The organism is Paenibacillus sp. NPDC056579 (assembly GCF_042793215.1).
Lineage (GTDB): Bacteria > Bacillota > Bacilli > Paenibacillales > NBRC-103111 > Paenibacillus_S.
Genome location: NZ_JBHTVD010000002.1, coordinates 23,540 through 43,979, shown reverse-complemented (window position 1 = coordinate 43,979; position 20,440 = coordinate 23,540). Strand labels below are relative to the sequence as shown.

Below are 20,440 nucleotides of genomic sequence, written 5' to 3'. Positions count from 1 at the left end.
TCCCTTGTACAACAAAACAACACAAAACCACAATTTATTTACATTGATTAGTTGTTTTCTTGCAGTATTCAATTGCATTTTATTCGTGGTTTGTTTGCGGAATGTTAATTCAATCTAATGATTTTGTAAACATCACGAAACTAACCTTAAAATATGTAAAGTAAAGTCGAGTACGAATTATAGGGCAGCGATAGAACCGACGGACAAACCATTGTAAGCATTTGCATAGGAAAGGAAGCTGCAAAAGAGTTCAATTAACGAACAATCCTTTGCGTAAAATTGGAGGCGAAAGCGACTAGAAATAGGGGACGGGGCAGCTGTGTGTGACTGCCGGCATAGAGACTAATTCGGTATCGCCGGAATCGTGGGGGCGACAACGACAGGCAGCGTCAATGCTGCTGGCCGGCAGTCAACGGTATGGCAAACAAGAAGGGGAAGTCTACTAAGATGAAGCCTTATACCACGCGCTCGAGGAACCAATAAATACCGAACAAACCGATGATGCCCGATATGCCATAGACCGTAGGAGCATTCCAGCGGGTGCGCCCGATTTTAGTGATAATTGGCAAAAGAACAAGGAAAATAGCCAGCTGTCCCAGCTCAATGCCTAGATTAAAGGAGAACAACGGAAGAGCAACATTCCCTGAAAATCTGCCCTCCAGCACTCCCGCGAATCCGAAGCCATGAATAAGTCCGAAGCATGCCGTAATCAGCCAGCGCCATTTATGCTCTTTGCGCAGCATATTTTCTACTGCCACAAAAACAATGCTTAGTGCAATTAAAGGCTCAATGATGGCCCCGGGGATCTGGACGATTCCGAGTGCTGCCAAAGCCAAAGTGATACTGTGTCCGACCGTGAAGGAAGTGATGATTTTCAAATATTCACTCCACTTCAGACGCACAATGACCAAGCCTAATAGGAATAACAGATGATCGTACCCTGTGAACAGATGCTCCATCCCATAGGCAATATAACTTCCAAATGTAAACAGCCAATCCGGAATTGCTACTTCCATTATTTTCTTCTCCTTTTTGTTTTCATTTTTTTCAGATACAATCCCCGGACTGCCAGTAGAATCGCTGCAATCAGCAGCAACAGCGAAACGAGCAAGATCCATGAAGGTATCTTGATCATCCGATCAACGATTGCTTGTGGACTATGAGGATCCATATACAGCTTTAACATTGGATGACTTCTGTCAAAATCATGCTCGCTCGTCGAACCGTCCAGCGAAGTAATCGTAGCAAAGTTGTGATGTGTCGGACTGACGTTCGTGAACAAAAGATTGTACTTGATGGCCAGCTCCTTGACTTCCTTCCCAAAATTGTAGTCAAAGTTCAGCTTAATCATCGGAATTCCTAACCCTTGCTCAATCATTTCCATAGATCCAAGCTTCGCCTGCAACTCGGCTCCGTCCGCTTTGACGGACAGTCCTCGCGACACGAACTCCTTCAATTCGGATTCCTTTTGCTTGGCTTCCTCGATTGTGAATGAACCGTCCTGATCTACATCGAGATTTAGAAGCGGGCTCATTTCGTCCGGCAGAAGCAGCAGTTCGTAGCGCATCCCGTCCTCTTGGAGTGTTATATGCGAATACCCAAAAGACGGCCCGTGGGCCGTTGCCCCACTAGGAAGAAGAAGCAGCCAGGCTAGTAATGACACAAATATCCATGATCTTCCTGTTATCCATTGTTTCATGTGGTTGTGCTCCTGTTTTGCATAATTATCAGCTCGTTCTGCTATTGCCATCACGATATGGATGATATTCCCCCTCAAAGAAAACAATGTAAAACAATCAAAATATTATTTGTTTCATTGTTTTATATAGTATTTTCTTGTATTGTAATTTCGTTTTGTTCGTCCATTGTTAATTGAATATATATTTTTAGTAAATTTGGGTATGTGGACCATGCTCAATGCAAAAAAAACGCCAATCGTTCCAAGTTGTAAGCTTGGTTTGATTGGTGTTTCTAAACCTTAATCGAACAAAACTTTTACGAGAGGCATCCACCTTGAAGACTATCTGGCTTCTGTAATATACTCATCTACCTCGAACGTTAAAATTTTATCGAAAATAACATAATCTTTTCTACTTGAGAATGGCCCAATATTGTTTTTATGTTGATCTATTGCGTAAGAAACTGTACCAATACTAGTTGCCCTTCCTTCGTACCAACTAATAAATTCATTAACTTCTTTCATGCTTAGATCATACTCTTTTTCTAGTCCTGTGTTGAAAGTAATAGTTAGAAGTGCTCGGTTCGCGATAGGATCTGGTGATGTCGAGTCTGATCTTACTTCATTCGAAATACAATTTACCCCAATTGCTTTAATAATAAAGTATTCAACTCCAACCGCATTCTTTTCTAGAGTATAAGTTGTACCTGAAACGGTGGTAACTTTATTGTATGGCCCTCCTTGTGTTGTTGATTTGTGGATTTCGTATCCGGTAGCACCTTGTAAACCTCCCCATGTAAGTACCACATTATTATTGCTTGATGTTGCATTTAAGCGTAATCCGCTATTACTTTCTATTAGAGATCCTGTAGATTCAATATCAATTGCATCGATAGTTAGCATTCCGTCATTATTGATCAGTTGAATACTGACATTGTGAATTCCATCGGACAAACCTGTTTTCTCGTAAACTAAAGTAGAACCTTTTATCATCATATTTTCACTAAAAGTTTCCTTAATTCCATCAATAGTTATTTGTGCTGTTCTGGTCTTATTATCAAAAGTATCTGCAATTAGCCGCACTTTGGTCCCACTAAAAGAAAAAAAAGCACAATCGTTCACAGTACTAGTGTAATTTGAACTCCCGTTATATAAATTATCCCCATTTGCGTATGAGGACCAAGTTCCACAGTAGCTTATACGGGGATCCTTATCATCAAATCTCTGCCAACCGGATTCTGGTGAAATAAGTTGTTGTCCAACAGTTGCTGCAAATACGTTTGAGGAATGGGAAAAAAATGTAAATACTAGTAGCATACCTAACAAAACTCTGATCACACCATTTTTTGTTAACATCTCTTTTTAATCTCCTCTTAGCTTATTTCTGAAATTATCAATAAGCATATTACAAAATATTACATGGATTGTTTAAACATTTACTTACTTAAATTGTAAATATAGTATCGTATATGAAAAATTCAGAGGTCAGAAATAGCCCGAACCGGTGAGATTATTAGATATCGGGCGGCAGAAAAACGGCATCGATGGCTTTTACTGAAAGTACTGCAATAATTATTCTAGACTAACATGAACTGCGGATCGTTTTGGTCAATTCCCCCCCCAAAAAAATTTTGTCCCCATTTCGACTTTGGAGGAAAAAAACAGACCGCAGTCAATACTTCAACAAAAAGAAAAACCCTTGATATCCAAGGGTTTTTCTCATAAGCGGGTGATGGGAATCGAACCCACGCCACCAGCTTGGGAAGCTGGAGTTCTGCCATTGAACTACACCCGCGCAAGCGCTTCCGCCGTTTCAGCGGATACTTCCCATTATATTCCTCTCCCCCGGCATTGTCCAGAGGAAATCCCCTGTTACACCGGGATCAGCGGAATAAATCGCTCTATCGTGCCGTCGAACGGGAACTGCTCGGCCGCAATCCGGCGCTGCAAGCTTTCCAGCTCTTCTCTGGCCCTGCGGATCAACTCGTCGGGGTAACCGAGCTGCACCGAATGAAGCGCAAACTCGTCCTCGTCGACCACTTTCCACTCTCCGTTTCTATAAATAAGATCCAGATCGAGATCGACGAACGAGACCACATCCCCGTTAGCCTTGGCCGGCTGGTTGATGTTGCAGTAATACTGCTTGATTTGGCCATTAATCACTTCCGCGCTGACCGTAAACCAGGAATGGAAGGAAAAGAACTCAATCGTCCAGTTGTTCATTGTAAATGTTTTGCCCCTGGTGTAATGCTTCAACTGCCGTCCGGCTTCGCTTAACACAAATAAATGCTCCCCGGTCCTCTCCAACAGCCGAGTGTTCCATTCATAGTGCAGACGATCCCCGTACTTCAATGATTGGATCGTAAGTATCTGATTCGACTCCATGCATCCCATCCTCGCAACTCGCTCTTAATAACGCCTTTCTTCTAACCAACCATACTGGTTCATTATACCAAAAAACACCTCCCGCGGTGCTCTTACCGGCAGGAAGTGCTTCGTTTTTTCGCTCTGTCTGCGCATACCGTCTATTAGTCCAAGCTGCCTATATGATTGAACGGGTAGTAGCGGAACAGTACTTTCCCGACAAGCTGGCTTTTGTCCACAAACGGCGTCGGCCATAGGTGGGAATCGAGACTATCGTTTCGGTTGTCTCCCAGGAAGAAATAGTTATCTTCAGGAACCGTTACAGGACCGAACGTGTAGCTCATAGGCTCTTGCACATAAGGCTCGTCTACCTTCTGCCCGTTGCGGATCAGCGTGCCGTCCTTGATTTCAATCGTATCTCCAGGCAACCCGATTAACCGCTTGACGAAGCGTTGATCGGCCTGATCCGGAAGAGGCGGGTAAAATACGACGACATCGCCGAATTGAAAATCGGTCAGCTTGACCATTTTCTCCACCAATATTTTATCTTCCAGCTGGATTGTAGGCAGCATCGAACCTGTCGGCACTTTCATGCCTTGCGCCACATAGGTATTGAACGTAAAGCTGACAACCACAGCGATTGCCAAGGTAGGGACCCACTCTTTGATCCACCGTTTCACTCGTTGCATCTCTTCAGCTCCTTTTGCCGTCTCTTTGTCCACTCTACATCAATTCGGCAAAAGAAAGATTAAAGCAACATAAAATTTTTACAATCCCGCTACTTGGCAGGCGCGGCTGCAGTTTTATTGTCAACCGTCAAATATTCTTTGGTTCTGCGACCATCGGCTTTCCATTCGACTTGGACCTGGTCCGTATCCTTCCAGCTTGCGACCTCGTTTATATTTTGCAGAGTGAAGGATGCTCCCGGTTTCATGACCGACGGTTCGGCTAGATCGTTTTTCTGGGTTTCCCCGTTTTTGCGGACAATGGTTACCGTTACTTCTTCGAGGTTCTCGTCCAGCTTATTTTCTATGACCACAACTTCCTGAAACTTGTTGTTCCCCTTGGGCGTATAGTTCAGCTTGACACGCCAATGAGGCGAATCGCCCTGGAGGGTCGTCGCAGTCATTGCCGCGGCATCGTTCGGCTTGGCATCAGCCGGATTCCCCGTATTCGCTGAATTGCCTTTATTGCAGGCAGTCAATGCCAAAGCCGCGATGATAAGGATGAGCACTGGCCCTCGCAAAAATAATTTCATCATACCGTAGTACCTCCTAAATTGCCTTATACCTAATTTGGTTCCGCTTGCCCTATTTTATTCCATCTTATAGTGAGAATTCAAATGGGCTCTTTTGACATCGTTGCGGTGTTATCGTTAATATGAAAGAGATAGGCAACCATTTCCGGGGAGGGATTCATGTGAAATACCGCAGATTAGGCAAAACGAATATGAAGGTTTCTGTGATCGGGGTCGGCACGTGGCAGTTCGGAGGAGAATGGGGTAAGGCGTTCACGCAGGAGGAAGCGGACGCGATTCTCGATCAAGCCAAAGATTCCGGCATCAATTTGATCGACACGGCTGAATGCTACGGCGACCATACATCGGAATCCTTGATCGGGAACTATGTTGCACGCAAACGCCGTGAGGACTGGGTTATTGCCACGAAATTCGGGCATCATTTTCACGGTCATCAGGAGCGCACGCAGCATTGGTCGCCTCAGGAAGTGTTAACCCAGCTGGAAGCGTCCTTGAAGGCTTTGAAAACCGACTATATCGATCTGTATCAGTTCCATTCGGGCTCGGACGAAGCGTTCGATCAGGACGAGCTGTGGACGCTGCTCGACAAGCAGGTGCAAGCGGGCAAAATCCGCCATCTGGGCACATCGATCGGAAGCAACGATAATCTCCATCAGACCGCGGCTTCGACGAAAGTCAATTCCCAAGCGATTCAGGTCGTCTATAACCGTCTCGACCGCCGCCCTGAAGAGCGGGTTTTTCCTTCCTGCGAGGAGCAGGATTTGGGCGTATTGGCGCGCGTTCCGCTGGCGAGCGGCTATTTGAGCGGCAAATACAAGCCGGGCGCCGTATTCCCGGATAACGATGTGCGCAACCGCCACGACAAGGAGCAAACGATCGCCAAGCTGGAGGAAACGGCGCGCATCCGCGAGAACGAAGTGCCTGAAGGCATGGACATGGCTACGTGGGCGTTGGCCTGGTGCTTGAAGCATCCCGCCGTAACGTCGGTCATTCCGGGCTGCAAGAGCCCTGAGCAGGTAATCTCGAACGCAGCGGCGGCGGAATTTGTGTCCGACCTGCACAAGCAAAGCTGGAAAGAGTAGGCTTTAGGCAAAGCAAAAAAATCCATGTTTTTAGACAGAACCGTCCATGTTATTCGGTTGCAGTGTTGCGGTATGCTAGTTCGTGAACGCATCAAAGCGGGGTTCACCCATCACAGCTAGCTAAAGGAAAGGTCTTGAAACCGATGAAGCTTACGACACGAATTTACATGGACGCGGCTCTGCAAAATATGAAAAGCGTCAGTTTCTTTACTTTTCTCCAAGTACTTATCGCTCGTCTCGGAGCGAGCAATTTTGAAATCGCCTTATCGAACTCTCTTCCGCCTCTGTTCTGCGCATTGTCGTTGGCCTTTCTTACTCGACAGCTGCCTGTAACCAGAGGCGTTTTTCTCGTTAGCGGCTACGTCCGCCAGGCGGCCTTCCTCTGCATGGCTTTTGCCGCGCTGCTGCCACATCCTATCCCGTTCCTGCTGTTTTTCTGGTGTATCAATGCCGTAGCCGTCATGATAACGGGAGCGCAGCAGCCGGCTATTATGCGCAAATGGGTCGCGCCGGACGAATTCCCCAAAATTTTTAGCAATAATAAAATTATCGGCATTGTGATCGTCACCTTCGGGAGCTTCGGCATCGGCTATTATTTGGACGCTTTCGACTGGATGTTTCCGAAAAACTACGTGTTCTCGATGCTCGTAGGCTGTCTCGCTACCTTCGCCGGCATGTCGCTCATTGCAGAGCTGGCACCGCGGGAAAAGAAGCCGATCCGCCTGACTTGGATGAAGCCGCTTCAGGAATGCGACCGAAAAACGTGGTGGATGGGACTGAACAATGTCGGGATCGCCATGGTCGCTCCGCTGTTCGTCATTTATCATGTCAACGTACTGAAGCTGACCAACTCGCAAATCGCCTATTTCGTCATCATCGCAGGTATCGTCTCGACGCTGCTGCTGCCTGTCGCCCGCCGCTGCATGGAACGGTTCGGCCTTCTGAAGGTGTACGGCACCGCGGTTATCGGGATGGCTCTGGCCGTGCTGCCTTATGGGTTTGTTCAATCGTTCTGGCTGCTCGTCGTCATCCAGGGCTGGGTCGGGTTCTGTCTGGCCGTTCATGAGGTTGCATCGCAGACGATCATGATGAACGAAGCCTCCAAGCATCGCAAGGAGATGGCTTACTTCTCCGATTTCCAGCTCGTCATGAATGCGGGGAACGCCGCCGGTGCGCTCATAGCCGGAGCCTTGGTATCGTTCCTCCCGTTGTGGGGCTGCTTCATCATCATTGCCGTGAGCCGCGTCTTCTTCTATTTCACATACCGGGCGTCCAAGGAGACGGAGGCTCAAGAGCAGCCCGCCCAGCTGCAAGGAGCCAAATCGGCTAACGGATAAGCCTGGCCGTACAACAAAACCCCAGCCGGACATCTAATCAAAGTCCGATTGGGGTTATTTTTGTTATTCGCTAAAATACGCGAATTTGCTTTTTATATACTTTTTCATCGTCGTTGCTGTCCATGACGCGCACCTCGATATTCCAATACCCAGGGTACGGCAAATACGGTCCGCGCGCTTTGTACGTATGCTTCTTCAAGCCGCCGAAATTATCTTCTACGACGTTATCCTCCGTATAGACCAGCGGCACCTCTAGAGGCGCGATGTCCGGCGCTTTGTCATCCTGAAGCTTCAATATAACCTGCTTCGGCTTGCCCAGCTTCTCCGGAAGCCATACTTTGACGGTAAAATCATTCACCCCAGGTGTAGTCGGAGAAATTTGCGTCGTCATATGGATCGTTTCGCCCATGTCGTGCCAGTTCAGCGGCGTATTGGCCGGAAGCGGCGTCATATAGGTGAACACCCCTACAATCCCGGCGATGAGCAGCGCCAGCAAGGCGTCGATTCGCAGCAGGCTCTTGATGCTGTCCTCGCGTTTGCGGAACAACCATCGCAGTGTTCCTGCCGTCAGAACTACCAGGACGACAAGTCCGGATTTGACCAGCAGCAGCTTACCCCAATTCGTTTCCAGCACATATTCGATATTCGGCAAAAAGACGAAAGTCGTCAATATTCCTGACGCCGTAAGCAGGACGATGGATGCAAAGGCTGCGCCGGAAAACCGCGGAAAGAAAGCTTTCCCCGCCGCTTTATCCGTACTCCACAAATAAAGCAGCATCAGCACGCCGCCTACCCATATCGCCGCAGCACCCAAGTGGATCACGTCAAGCAGAATAGTCTGCTTCAACGGCTGAAAGGCCGCCGCATGACCGTTGAAGCTTTTGGTCAGCCAGATGAGAACGACCCACAGCAAATCCAATCCTATCGAACGGTGCAGCATAACGAAGCTAAGCAGCGACAGAGCAAGAGACGCCAGCCACACATACCCTATGCTGGTCTTTGTAATCGTAGTGATGAATGCGTCTGTTCCCCCGTCGCCGATAAGAGCAAACAAGTGCGTAAACATGAAGAATAGAAAGGCGAGTAAATAGCCCTGCTGCAGCTGGGTTCCGCGCTCCCGGACCTTGGTCTCGGCGCTTGCGTTCAGACTGCTCTTGCCAAAGCGCATCCACAGCAGCCACCCGGTAAACGCGAGCATGAAGATGTAGTATAAAATCCGCGAAATATACTGCAAAATGTCTACAAAGCCGAGACCGGTAGATAAACCAGAGCCCTGCGGATGCATATGCTCCATGATCGGCGACGATTCGACCGGCTGTTGGCTTAAGCTTTGCCCGACCGCGAACAAGTACGTCCCTTCCACAGGGTGGCCGTCCGCCGAGATGACATGATAAGTAACGATATAGCTTCCTTTGCCGAGCTGCGGCAGCTTCAGCTCTACACTCAAGCGATCGGCGCTCATCTGTGCCTTGTCGTTCGTGACCTGCTTCTTGCTGCTGTCGAACACCTTTATATAGAAGACGCCTTCTTCCAGTCTCTCGTTAAAAGTCAGGACGATCTTATCCGGCGGGTCCTTCAATTCATCGTTAGCGGCAGGAACCGACTGCAGCAAGCCCGCATGTGCCGATACTCCGTGCGGAAACACAGCTCCAATCATTCCGGCAAGCAAAATCAAGCAGCAGAGCAAACGAATGAACCATTGTCTCTGTATCCTAGTTAGCCGACTCCCCTCGGCTGTGAACGTGTTACTCATGGACGTAAAATCCTCCTCAACATAACGGGGAGCAGCTACTCTCCCTTAATCCGCTTTCTGCCGGCAAAGCCGTCGTACAATCCGTGATAATGCTCTATGCTCGCTTCTCCCTGACGCCAGCACAGAAGCACTTCCTGCCCGTCCCGGATCGATGGAAAATCAATGAGTCCGCTGTCTATATCTTTTAATTGCACGCCCTTCAATTCAAAGCTCTGCAGTATCGTATTGCCTTCCACCTGCAAAAAATCCATTTCGCATTCCAGCGTAAAATAAGGATCTCCCTCTACGAGCATGCCGTTTTGCTTGTGAAAAGCTTTCAATTGGTACAGCTCCTCGTACTTGTCGCGGAACTGGCGTTTGATCTCCTGCAGCTTCTCCAATTCCTGTTTGACAACAGGGAGCATGGCATTGGCTTCTTCCAATGTATAGTACGTTTTGCTCATGGATACCTCCGTTACCATCCGATCGATCGTATTTTATTTGCCGTTGGCGTTGTTGGCGTCAGCATCGTCAGCATGCCGATGCGAGGTTTCGTGATGATGCTCATGCGTGTGTGAGTGCGGAAGCGAATGTGTATGCGTATGACCGTGATGATGGTCCGTATGATGCCCGTCTTGGCCGTTAACGTCGAAATGGGTAACGGATAGCTCGGCGTAGGCAACGCCTTTCAATACTTGAATGCGCTGCTGAAGCTCTCTTAACCGTTGAACGATTCCCCGGACGACGATAACCTCCAGACATTGCTGATGATTCAAATGAATATGAAGCGAAGAATTGATTTCCTGGTGATAGTCATGCTGCAGCTCCGTAAGCACGATAGGCAAATCGCTCACATGGTGGTCATACACCATCACGATCGTTCCTGCAGCATACTGCTCGGGACGAATCTGGGCCGGAGCCAGAAGCGCCTTCCTGACCAAGTCCCGAATCGCCTCGGAACGGTTGTCGTATCCTTGCTCCTCCAGCATGGCGTCGAACTGCTCTATTAACGATTGCGGCATCGAAATACCGAACCGGACAAGGGAATCTTTTTCAGTCATACTCGGTCCCCCTTCTTGTTTACAGGCATGGATCCCATTTGGCTTGCCGTAATCAATGTACTTTTCTTTAATGTAGCATACTCGGCAGACCCTAACCAAACTTTTCACCGTAATGTCAAACTCTCGGAGGGCAAACCAAGATGTATGCTTGCTTAATCAAGTTCTGTGGACGGATAGGAGCTGTCCCAAGCTTGTGTGCTGACTGATTTGGGGCCAATTCGAGCTGAAGGAAGGGAACCTTCTTTTAAACGTTCAAATGTCAGGAGAAAACGGTTGTATCGTGGCTTACTCGGGACAGGAAGAAGAGACAGGCGGAGGAAGCGCAAATATTATGGATGCAGGGAGTCATATAGAGAAGGCAATGAGGGGCTTGATGTGCTCGAGGAGAGTGCCTTCTGTCCCTCAATCGCAGGAAGTGACAGTATTAGCTTGCAGCAATAAGTTTAAAGGGAGCTACAGCTACAAGCATGCCACTGCATGGCCTATAGCTGTGGCACGTCCCGGTGCGGGCTTACTTAACCTTTCTCAAGTGTAGTGATTGAAAATGCGGCTTACCCGTTTCCAACGGAACCGTCTGAAAATATTCGATATCCATATGAACGCGGACAGCCTCCTGGACGGATTCGTCCGTATACATGCTGAACAGCCGCTTCGGCTCGCACCAGTCGTCCTCCCATATTTCTTCCGAGTCCTTGCCTCCGTACACCCCCATGTACAGCAATCCGTCTTCTTTCATTACTCTTTTGATTTCGTCGAGCACTTGACCCAGCTCCGCCTTCGGAACATGCAGCAGGCAGTTCAGGGCGTAGACGGCGTCGAAGGACCGGTCAGGAAATTGGAGGTTGTAAAAATCCATTACGGCCGCATCCAGCCCCTTGGCCTTGCAGTGCTTCACCATCTCTTCGGACAAATCGATGCAGGTGATGCTGAACCCTTCGGAACGGAAATATTCGCTGTCCTTTCCCGTCCCTGCACCGATTTCCAGCACGGCCGTCTTCCCCTCCTCGCGCAGCTTGCTTATGAACCGCTCCCTCTCCTGCACCTTCCATTCGGCGGGAACCACAGCTGCTCTTTTCGCTGCATCCGCATCGTAGGCTTTGGCTAAGCTGGCTTTCGTTTCGTTGTTCATCCGATGATTCCTCCTCAACAGGTATATAAGAACATATATTCGCCATTTCTTTGAAGATTCCTTCCGAAGCTGCAATATCTGGGCAGCCCACTTTCGGTCTCTTGAGAAGGTATATATCCGTTTGCACCCTCATACTTTTACATTGAACATGGAGGAGGTATGTCTATGGTTCAGGATGCATTATTCGAGCACCGTTTTTGGCTGCAAATATTAGGAGACCACAGCAGCTTCATCTGGAACGCACTCTCTCCCAAGGAAACGCAATCTATTCAGACGGCACAGCAATTCAAGCAATCCTTCGACATATTGCTGGAGTATTCCCGGCGCTCGTTAACCGAAGGAGAGCTGATGACGCTGAATCAGCAGGCTCTTGTTCTAACCAATCAACTCCGGATGTTTAAATTAGATTTGCTAAAACGAATGCTGGCCGGCAAACTTACCATTGGGCTGACGCCAACGTTTATGAATCATATGCTTAACGAGTTGGAGGAATATTTGCGCATTCTGAATGAACTGGTATCCGGAAGGCCTGTTCCTCGTTACGATGCCATTCATCACGACTTGCTATGGCTGTTGGATGCATCCGGTCATGCCGCCTCCATCTCAAGCAATTTGGATGCGGTCGAGAGCCGGTTGCTTGAAAAAAGTGCACAGTTCGAGATTCATTTTAATCTGTTTTATTTAAAAAGCATCGAGATGGCCGGTTATATGAGAACACAGCTGCAAAATTTCCCTGCTTTTCGGAAGTTCCACACGGACGTAAATATTGAAATGAAGCTTTTTGTGGCCTTTTTGCAGGAGCTTGAGGAACTGGAATTGTCAGCCGAAGTCCTTGACAGTATAAGTCCGCTTATTCCTGACCATATGATGCGGGAGGAGTGTTACTATCTTACCAAGCTGGCCCAGCTTGGTTTAATTCCCGATCCGAATTGCGATCCGGCGAAGCCAAGAACCGAAGGCTAGCCTATTCACTTATTTTCATCGATACGAGCCAGAGCCAAGCCAAGAAGGACATACAAAATAGCCGTGGCGCAATTGCCGCGGCTCTTTTCTGTTTTGCCGGTGATAATGCTTACCCGACCGCAAGCAGACGCTGAACCTGATCGGTCGTCAGTCCGTCGGCAGCCGTGCGGATGAGACCGAAGCACGGGATCAGCTCGCGGGCGGTTAACGGCTCCGGCCGGTCCGTCCAGCCCGCCAAATAGGCGAACGCGCCGACAAGCCGCTCGGGTGTGACTCCTGTGTCGCGCAGGGAAACAAGAGTCAGCGCCTTATCGCGCTTGGACAACCGCTGGCCGCTTGCATCGACCAGCAGCGGGACATGGGCGAAACTCGGCGCCTTCAGCCCGAGTGCTTCGTACAGCGCAAGCTGCCTTGGCGTCGAGTCCAGCAGGTCGGCTCCGCGCAGCACGTCGGTGATGCCCATGGCGGCATCGTCGACCGTCACGGCAAGCTGGTAGCTGAACATGCCGTCCGCGCGTTTGACGACAAAGTCGCTAAGCGCATCTCCTTCATAAGTATGCGGTCCCGCGAGCATATCATGGAAGCCAATCGCATGAGTCGGCATGATGAACCGCAGGGCGGGTGTCTTCTTCGCTGCCCTCGCCTGCCGCTCCTCCGGCGAGAGCGAGCGGCAGCCGCCGTGGTATGCGGCGCCTTCCGATGCCAGGCCGTGCGGGGCGTTGCCTATCGAAGCGAGCTCGCTTCGGCTGCAATAGCACGGATACAGCCACCCTGCACTGTGCAACGTATCCAGCGCTTCCCGGTACAAGTGCTGCCGCAGGCTCTGCTCATAAGGCGCGCAGCTCCCGCCGATCCGTGGACCTTCATCCCAGTCGATGCCGAGCCACAGCAAATCGTCCTGCAGCTTCTCGGCATACTCGGGACGCGAGCGGGCTATATCTATATCCTCGATTCGCAGCACGAATTCGCCGCCGGCTTGCCGCATTTGCAGCCATGAAGCCAGGGCGGTGAACGCATTGCCGATATGCATCAATCCGGATGGTGTCGGGGCAAATCTTCCTCGTCGAGTCATCCTCACACGCTCCTTAAAGAATACAAAAAGAGCAGACAATAGATCTGCTCGTGTTCTCCAAGTATATGAAAGATATTTCGAATGGGCATAAATGGCGGAGCCGACGGGATTCGAACCCGCGGTCTCCTGCGTGACAGGCAGGCATGTTAGGCCTCTACACCACGGCTCCACACTTAAAATGTTTTAATACACAAGGATAATAATACCACGATGATAAGACATCTGACAAGCCATATTCTCTCATATCAGTTTTTTTATGGCTTTATCTCTAATTAGGCTCGTGATGCCTGTTTGAAACTCGGTTTCAAGTAAATACGGCTGCAAGTCCCCCATTTCTTCTTCATCGTCTATGATAACAAATTGCTCTACTTCCAACTCCGTACCCTTGGCATGATCCATATAGCTCCGAATTTCTTGCCCGCGGATTACACCTTCAATAAGGGGAGTCATTCCAACCACATGGCGAACTCCGTTGATTTCAAAAATAGATTGCAGCTGCTTCAGCGTCCTGCCTTCCCTCCAAGAGGAGGTTACTACGATGCGCGAATCCGTTGACTTTACTATGGCATTAAGATTCTCGACGCACGTTTGGTCAAACTCATGTCCGAAATATCGTTTACTTTGGACAAGATGTCGTGTGGTAACCAGCACCCCATCGATATCCAAAAAAATGACCTTCATGATTCATTCTCCTCTCGCTCTATCCCCTAGTAACCCGCCTATTACCTAAAATAATATCACTACTCAGCACAAATTGGGTATAAAGAACCATTTTCGCAAAGCAATCAAAAGTGATCCGTTGAGGAGCGAACGAAGCCTGAAGCCCGGGAAGCCCCGTGTACCTTGCTTACATTATATTTCAACGCTAAAAATGGTCCGAATCTCGTTCGCTGACGTGCGTTTTGTCGAATAATTAATAGATTGACAGACACCATATATTGAGTTAAATTCAATTTACATCTTCAAAGACAACTAGATCTTGTGGACACATGATTTCCATATGACATTATTCGCGGATTTCTGATATGATAGACATTACGGCTTGCGCCGCAGTAATTCGACGAACCGATGAACAACCATAGAGCATACTTCAACGGACGGCATGCGCTCGACACATTCGAGCAGGACTGCATGCTTCTTCAATGTGCTTTTATTTCCCATCTTTTCTTATAAAGGAGCAGGTTTTAGATGATTATCGTAAAGAGAGACGGAACCAAGGAAGAGCTTGTTTTTTCCAAAATGAAAAAGGTTATCGATTTCGCTTGCGAAACGTACCCGGAGTGCGATCCGCTGGAGCTGGAAACCGCATTGCTGCCGCTGTTCCGCAACGGAATTTCCACTAAAGAAATTCAACGTCTGCTGATCCAGGTTGCTGTGGAGAAGACAAGCGTGGAGCAACCGAACTGGCAGTACGTCGCTGCAAAGCTGCTCAGCTACGATTTGTATAAGGAAGCCCGCACGAACCGCAAATACGGACATTTCGGCTACGGCGACCTGTACTCTCTTATCACTTACTTGACGGATATGGGGCTTTACGGCAAATACATAGTAGAGCATTACTCCAAAGAAGAAATTCAAGAGCTGGGTGCTTATATTAAACCGGAACGCGACTATCTGTTAAATTATATCGGACTCAAGACCTTATCCGACCGTTATTTGATCCGCGGCCTGGATAAGGAAGTGCTCGAGCTGCCTCAAGAGCTGTTCATGGGTGTCGCCATGCATTTGGCGATGAAGGAAGAGGACAAGCTGAAATGGGCCAAGCAATTCTACGATGTGCTGAGCAGCCTGGAAATGACCGTTGCTACGCCTACGCTGGCCAATGCCCGCAAGCCGCTTCACCAGCTGTCGAGCTGCTTCATCGATACGGTGCCTGATAACCTGTGGGGCATCTACAATGTAGACCAAAGCTTCGCTCAAGTTTCCAAGCACGGCGGCGGCATGGGCATTTATGTAGGCAAGGTGCGCAGCCGCGGATCCAATATTCGCGGATACAAAGGCGTTGCCGGCGGCGTCGTGCCATGGATTAAAAACTACAACAATACTGCTATCGCCGTTGACCAGCTGGGCGTTCGCTCCGGTGCGGTAGCCGTATACTTGGATGTATGGCATAAAGACATTCTCGATTTCCTCAACCTGAAGACGAACAACGGCGACGACCGGATGAAAGCCCACGATATTTTCCCTGGTGTATGCATTCCGGATCTGTTCATGAAAACCGTAGAAGAAAGAGGAACGTGGTATTTGTTCGATCCTCATGAAGTTCGCAAAGCAAAAGGCTACTCCATCGAGGACAGCTGGGGCGAGGAATGGGAGCGCCGCTACTGGGAGTGCGTGAACGACGACAAAATTTCCAAAGAGGAAATTCCGGCGATCGATATTATGAAGCGCATCATGACAAGCTCGTTCGAAACCGGTACGCCGTTCCTGTTCTTCCGCGATACAGTGAACCGCGCCAACCCGAACAAGCATGCGGGCATGGTCTACTGCTCCAACCTGTGCACGGAAATTTGCCAGAACATGAGCCCGACCGAGCTGATCCAAACTCACCATGAGGACGGCATTATTACCAACCAGGTGAAGAGCGGCGATTTCGTCGTGTGCAACCTGTCTTCCACCAACCTGGGACGCGTGTATACGAAAGAAGACATCGAGCGCGTAGTAACAACCCAAATGCGCATGATGGACAACGTAATCGATCTGAACTACTATCCGATTCCGCAAGCGGAAATTACGAATAAAAAGTATCGCGCTGTCGGCCTCGGCTCCAGCGGTTATCATCAAATGCTCGCCCAGCTGAAAATTCAATGGGAGTCCGATGAGCATGTAGCCAAAGCCGATGAGGTTTATGAGTGGATGAACTTCTATGCGATCAAAGCCTCCATGGAAATTGCGAAGGAAAAAGGCGCATTCAAGCTGTTCGAGGGCAGCGAATGGCAGACCGGCGCTTACTTCGAAGCGCGCGGCTACAACAGCCCGGAATGGCTGGAGCTGAAAGAGCAGGTAGCCAAGCATGGCGTCCGCAACGGCTGGATGTTCGCTATCGCTCCTACCGCTTCCACTTCGCTCATCGCAGGCTCTACGGCGGGGATCGATCCTATCTTCAACAAGTTTTTCGTGGAAGAGAAGAAAAATGCGGTGATCCCGCAAACCGCTCCGAATCTGAATGCCGAGACGATGTGGTTCTACAAGGAAGCTCACCGTATCGACCAGCATTGGAGCATCAAAGCGGCAGGCGCCCGCCAGCGCCATATCGACCAGGCTCAATCGTTCAACCTGTATATTACGCCTGAGCTGTCTGCAAAAGAGTTCCTGGAGCTCTACATGGCGGCTTGGAAGAACGGCTTGAAAACCGTTTACTACGTGCGGAACAAGAGCCTTGAAGTGGAAGATTGCGTAAGCTGCTCGGCATAATCACATCATTTTTTAACCATGATAATGAAGTACTTATATAGGGATTCTGTCTTTGTCAGCAAAGCTGAAGCAAGGGTTGGGCAGGAGCGAAGCAATCTGTCTGAGGGTTCGGTTTTTAGGGGCAGCAGCATAAGCGATCTGCCCCTCTTCTCGCGCTCACCCTCAAGACGTTAAGCGTGCAGGTGCCCCTTCTCATTTGCCGGAGCAAATGAGTCTAGCACTTGCGTAAGCGCCCAGCTCCACCAACCTGACACTGAACGAACCATCGCATCAAACGTGAAGCGTGTGCCCCGGATACAAAGCAAAGGCTATAAGCCGGAACCGATATCCGGGGCACGTAAGCGCTCAGAACCGAAAACAAGTAACTCCCACTGATAAGGGGGCCAGGGGGCAAAGCCCCATGAGGTCCCCCTTGCAGGGGGATTTAGGGGGTAGCCTTCCAATGGATCAATTGCAAAAGAAAAAACTGTTTAACGAACACGGGGACCGTGACTGGGGCAAACGCCGCATGATCGGCGGCAATACGACGAACCTGATCGAGCTGAACAACGTGAAGTACGATTGGGCTACGAAAATGTACCGTACTATGATGAACAACTTCTGGATTCCGGAAGAAATTCCGCTGGCTCAAGACGCGAAGGACTACAAGTTCCTGTCGCCGGAGGAGCGCCAAAGCTACGACAAAATCATCAGCTTCCTTATCTTCCTGGACTCGCTCCAAACGGCCAACCTGCCGAACATTAACGAGTACATCACGGCTCCCGAAGTGAACCTGTGCCTGACCGTGCAAACGTTCCAGGAAGCGGTGCACAGCCAAAGCTACTCTTACATTTTGGATAGCGTCGTATCCGCCGAGGTCCGCGACGATATTTACAATCAATGGCGCGAGGACAAGCATTTGCTTCGCCGCAACCGGTTCATTACCGACTTGTACGAGAACTTCATCGAGGATCCTTCTACGCCGAACCTGATGAAGACGATCATGGCCAACTATATTCTGGAAGGCATTTACTTCTACAGCGGCTTCAGCTTCTTCTACGCTTTGGGACGTCAAGGCAAAATGCTCGGAACCGTATCCGAGATTAAATATATCCAGCGCGACGAGCTGACTCATCTGGCGTTGTTCCAAAATATTTTCCGGGAAATCCGCAAAGAAAATCCGGAAGTCTTCACGGATGAGCTCATTGAAGAGCTTCGCCAAATGATGAAGACGGCGGTGCAGCATGAAGTCGAATGGGGCCAATACATTACGAACAACAATATCAACGGCCTCAGCAACGAAATTATCGAACAGTACATCAAATATTTGTCCAACGAGCGTCTGAGAAAGCTTGGCCTCGATATTTTGTATCCGGAGATCGTCGATCATCCGATGAAATGGGTCGAGACGTTCAGCAACATGAACAGCATGAAAACCGACTTCTTCGAGCAAAAAGTAACCAACTACAGCAAATCGTCCAACATGAACTGGGACGATCTGTAAGAAGCATACGAGCAGGGTACCCCCAACTCCAAGTTTAGTACTGTGGGGTAACCCTGCTCCGCATATAGCAAGACCCCCTGATTCCCATCGGAACAGGGGGTCTTGCTCATTTTAGGTCAGCTGAAGCAGCTGCTTCACTTTAAACTCCAGTTCAACCATCGAAAACGGCTTATGCATAAACGTGTCGACTCCTAGTGCATGGCCTCTCGACAAGTCGTCGTCCCGATTGCGTCCGGACAGCATCAAAATGTTCAGGTCGGAAGGCTTGCCCACCTCTCGGTGCAATTTTTCCAGCATATCCAGGCCATCCAAATTCGGCATCACTCCGTCCAATATACACAGATGAACCTGCTGCTCCGTAATCAAACGGAACGCTTCCTCGCCGTCTTCGGCTTCAAGGAACGTTACCGGCAAATGCTGCAGCTTGGAAACGAGAATCGAGCGCAGGATCCGGTCGTCATCGGCGATCAGCACCGTGAGGTTCCGCTCCGCCGTATCTGCCGGCGTACTCTCGCTTTGATCCATCTCTTGAGCGTACAAGAGCACCCGGTTGCGGCCGCTCTGTTTGGCTGCATACATCGCGTCATCCGCGCGCTTGATCCAATCCTCAACCGTCAAGCCTTCCGTCCATCCGGCCACCCCGGCCGAGAACGTAATATAGAAAGGCTGCCCCTCAAACTGCGCTACAGGCTCCGTCTGGGCAAGCTGCAATATCGCATCGATCGATTTGACCGCATCCTGCTCCGTGCTGCCGGGCAGCACGACGACGAATTCTTCGCCGCCGAAGCGCGCGATCAAGTCGGTGGACCGGACATGCTTTTGCAGCAGATGGGCAAGTCCCTGCAGCACCAAATCGCCGACATGGTGACCGTACGTGTCGTTGATTTTTTTGAACCGGTCAATATCTATAAACACCATTGAGATCGGGGCTGGATAACGGCGGGTCCGCTGCAGCTCCACCTGAATCTGATGATCGAAAAACCGCCGGTTATAAATCCCCGTCAACGGGTCGCGAAAAGCCATTTGTTCAAAATTTTTCGTTCGTTTCAGCAGGCTGTAAATGCGGGCGCTCAATTCTTCATATTGGAACGGCTTCGTAACGAAATCGTCGGCTCCCAAATAGAAGCAGCGTACCTTGTCCTGAAGATCATTTCTGCCTGAAAGCACCACTAACGGGATCCATTTCAGGGTCGGGTCTTCCTTCACGAATTCGAACAGCTCGTACCCCGACTGCGGATGCATCATGAGGTCCAGTGTAATAAGATCGTAGTTATGCTCGCGAAGCAGCCTCTGTCCTGTCTCCACATCCGCTGCGTCGTCAACGTCATAGCCCTCCAGCTTCAGCCTGCGGACGAGATAAGCGCGAAGCACCTCGTCGTCATCAATAATCAGCAGCCGGCTTCCCGACGAGGCAAGCGTTTGCTTCCCGTACTGCTCCTGATGCTCGTCCAGCTCCAGCTCCTGCTGATACAGCTCGAGCTCCCGCTTCAGCTGGCTTATGGAAGGCGTTCCTTCCAGTGCCGACCGGTAAAACCGGGATGCCGTATGCTCCGCTGTCCATACACCGGATACCTGCGTCCATTCCCAGTCCTTTACCAGCTTTTCGGCCACCGCTCCGATCCGTGTAAACTCGAACATCGGTGCGCTTCCTTTTATCGTATGCACAATCCGGTAGATCCGGTTTGCCGTGTCGAGCAAGCGATCCGTCTGTTCTTCTGCCAGCAGCCCGCTCAGCTCCGTCAGCTGCTTTCGCAGCTCTTCCACATAGCGCTTACGCCCCTCCTTCATCAGTCTGGCTTCCTTTTGCAAGCGATCCTCAGGTGTTAATTGACGCAAACCTTTCACTTCCAGTCGTTTCAATATATAT

General features: G+C 49.6%; 18 protein-coding genes and 2 tRNA genes. 5 read left to right on the top strand and 15 right to left on the bottom strand.

Features of this window, described 5'->3' with window-relative positions:
- Positions 1-455 precede the first annotated feature (455 nt).
- The 7 genes from ACFQ88_RS07790 to ACFQ88_RS07760 form a co-directional block, all read right to left on the bottom strand.
- Positions 456-1,016, bottom strand: coding sequence for a HupE/UreJ family protein (locus ACFQ88_RS07790; RefSeq protein WP_379453732.1), 561 nt, complete (start codon positions 1,014-1,016; stop codon positions 456-458).
- Positions 1,016-1,567 carry a hypothetical protein gene (locus ACFQ88_RS07785; RefSeq protein WP_379453731.1) on the bottom strand — a complete coding sequence of 184 codons (552 nt, stop codon included), beginning with the start codon at positions 1,565-1,567 and terminating at the stop codon, positions 1,016-1,018. Before ACFQ88_RS07785 ends, ACFQ88_RS07790 begins: the two co-directional genes overlap by 1 nt.
- A gap of 453 nt (positions 1,568-2,020) precedes the next feature.
- Positions 2,021-3,034, bottom strand: a complete 1,014-nt coding sequence (locus tag ACFQ88_RS07780; RefSeq protein WP_379453730.1) for a hypothetical protein — start codon at positions 3,032-3,034, stop codon at positions 2,021-2,023.
- Between the two features lie 368 nt (positions 3,035-3,402).
- Positions 3,403-3,473 (bottom strand) — tRNA-Gly (locus tag ACFQ88_RS07775).
- A 77-nt stretch (positions 3,474-3,550) separates the two neighbouring features.
- Positions 3,551-4,063, bottom strand: coding sequence for a DUF402 domain-containing protein (locus tag ACFQ88_RS07770; protein WP_379453729.1), 513 nt, complete (start codon positions 4,061-4,063; stop codon positions 3,551-3,553).
- Between the two features lie 143 nt (positions 4,064-4,206).
- Entirely contained in the window at positions 4,207-4,731 is a 525-nt protein-coding gene (lepB, locus tag ACFQ88_RS07765; protein WP_239632466.1) for a signal peptidase I, read from the bottom strand.
- An 89-nt stretch (positions 4,732-4,820) separates the two neighbouring features.
- Positions 4,821-5,303, bottom strand: coding sequence for a hypothetical protein (locus ACFQ88_RS07760; RefSeq protein WP_379453728.1), 483 nt, complete (start codon positions 5,301-5,303; stop codon positions 4,821-4,823).
- 158 nt (positions 5,304-5,461) lie between these two features.
- On the opposite strand from ACFQ88_RS07760, the gene ACFQ88_RS07755 reads away from it, so the two are divergent.
- A complete protein-coding gene (locus ACFQ88_RS07755; protein ID WP_379453727.1) occupies positions 5,462-6,382 on the top strand; it encodes an aldo/keto reductase in 921 nt (306 codons plus the stop codon).
- 143 nt (positions 6,383-6,525) lie between these two features.
- Complete coding sequence (locus ACFQ88_RS07750; RefSeq protein WP_379453726.1) at positions 6,526-7,719, top strand: MFS transporter; 1,194 nt, start codon at positions 6,526-6,528, stop codon at positions 7,717-7,719.
- A gap of 70 nt (positions 7,720-7,789) precedes the next feature.
- On the opposite strand, the gene ACFQ88_RS07745 is transcribed toward ACFQ88_RS07750, so the two are convergent.
- From ACFQ88_RS07745 to ACFQ88_RS07730, 4 genes are all read right to left on the bottom strand, one after another.
- Positions 7,790-9,472 (bottom strand): copper resistance CopC/CopD family protein, encoded by a 1,683-nt coding sequence (locus tag ACFQ88_RS07745; RefSeq protein ID WP_379453725.1) that lies wholly within the window; start codon positions 9,470-9,472, stop codon positions 7,790-7,792.
- A 35-nt stretch (positions 9,473-9,507) separates the two neighbouring features.
- Positions 9,508-9,915, bottom strand: coding sequence for a DUF2203 domain-containing protein (locus ACFQ88_RS07740; RefSeq protein ID WP_379453724.1), 408 nt, complete (start codon positions 9,913-9,915; stop codon positions 9,508-9,510).
- A 33-nt stretch (positions 9,916-9,948) separates the two neighbouring features.
- A complete protein-coding gene (gene nikR, locus ACFQ88_RS07735) occupies positions 9,949-10,512 on the bottom strand; it encodes a nickel-responsive transcriptional regulator NikR (RefSeq protein ID WP_379453723.1) in 564 nt (187 codons plus the stop codon).
- 511 nt (positions 10,513-11,023) lie between these two features.
- Complete coding sequence (locus ACFQ88_RS07730) at positions 11,024-11,641, bottom strand: class I SAM-dependent methyltransferase (RefSeq protein WP_379453722.1); 618 nt, start codon at positions 11,639-11,641, stop codon at positions 11,024-11,026.
- A 165-nt stretch (positions 11,642-11,806) separates the two neighbouring features.
- Here ACFQ88_RS07730 and ACFQ88_RS07725 point away from each other — a divergent pair, with 165 nt between their 5' ends.
- Positions 11,807-12,604 (top strand): DUF2935 domain-containing protein, encoded by a 798-nt coding sequence (locus tag ACFQ88_RS07725; RefSeq protein ID WP_379453721.1) that lies wholly within the window; start codon positions 11,807-11,809, stop codon positions 12,602-12,604.
- 109 nt (positions 12,605-12,713) lie between these two features.
- On the opposite strand, the gene gluQRS is transcribed toward ACFQ88_RS07725, so the two are convergent.
- From gluQRS to ACFQ88_RS07710, 3 genes are all read right to left on the bottom strand, one after another.
- A complete protein-coding gene (gene gluQRS, locus ACFQ88_RS07720; RefSeq protein ID WP_379453720.1) occupies positions 12,714-13,676 on the bottom strand; it encodes a tRNA glutamyl-Q(34) synthetase GluQRS in 963 nt (320 codons plus the stop codon).
- 92 nt (positions 13,677-13,768) lie between these two features.
- A tRNA-Asp gene (locus ACFQ88_RS07715) sits at positions 13,769-13,845 on the bottom strand.
- A 71-nt stretch (positions 13,846-13,916) separates the two neighbouring features.
- A complete protein-coding gene (locus ACFQ88_RS07710; protein ID WP_379453719.1) occupies positions 13,917-14,357 on the bottom strand; it encodes an HAD domain-containing protein in 441 nt (146 codons plus the stop codon).
- A 507-nt stretch (positions 14,358-14,864) separates the two neighbouring features.
- On the opposite strand from ACFQ88_RS07710, the gene ACFQ88_RS07705 reads away from it, so the two are divergent.
- Both ACFQ88_RS07705 and ACFQ88_RS07700 read left to right on the top strand, forming a co-directional pair.
- A complete protein-coding gene (locus ACFQ88_RS07705; RefSeq protein WP_239632445.1) occupies positions 14,865-17,090 on the top strand; it encodes a ribonucleoside-diphosphate reductase subunit alpha in 2,226 nt (741 codons plus the stop codon).
- Between the two features lie 442 nt (positions 17,091-17,532).
- Complete coding sequence (locus ACFQ88_RS07700; protein ID WP_239632442.1) at positions 17,533-18,573, top strand: ribonucleotide-diphosphate reductase subunit beta; 1,041 nt, start codon at positions 17,533-17,535, stop codon at positions 18,571-18,573.
- 111 nt (positions 18,574-18,684) lie between these two features.
- On the opposite strand, the gene ACFQ88_RS07695 is transcribed toward ACFQ88_RS07700, so the two are convergent.
- Positions 18,685-20,409 carry a diguanylate cyclase gene (locus ACFQ88_RS07695; protein WP_379453718.1) on the bottom strand — a complete coding sequence of 575 codons (1,725 nt, stop codon included), beginning with the start codon at positions 20,407-20,409 and terminating at the stop codon, positions 18,685-18,687.
- Between the last annotated feature and the right edge of the window lie 31 nt (positions 20,410-20,440).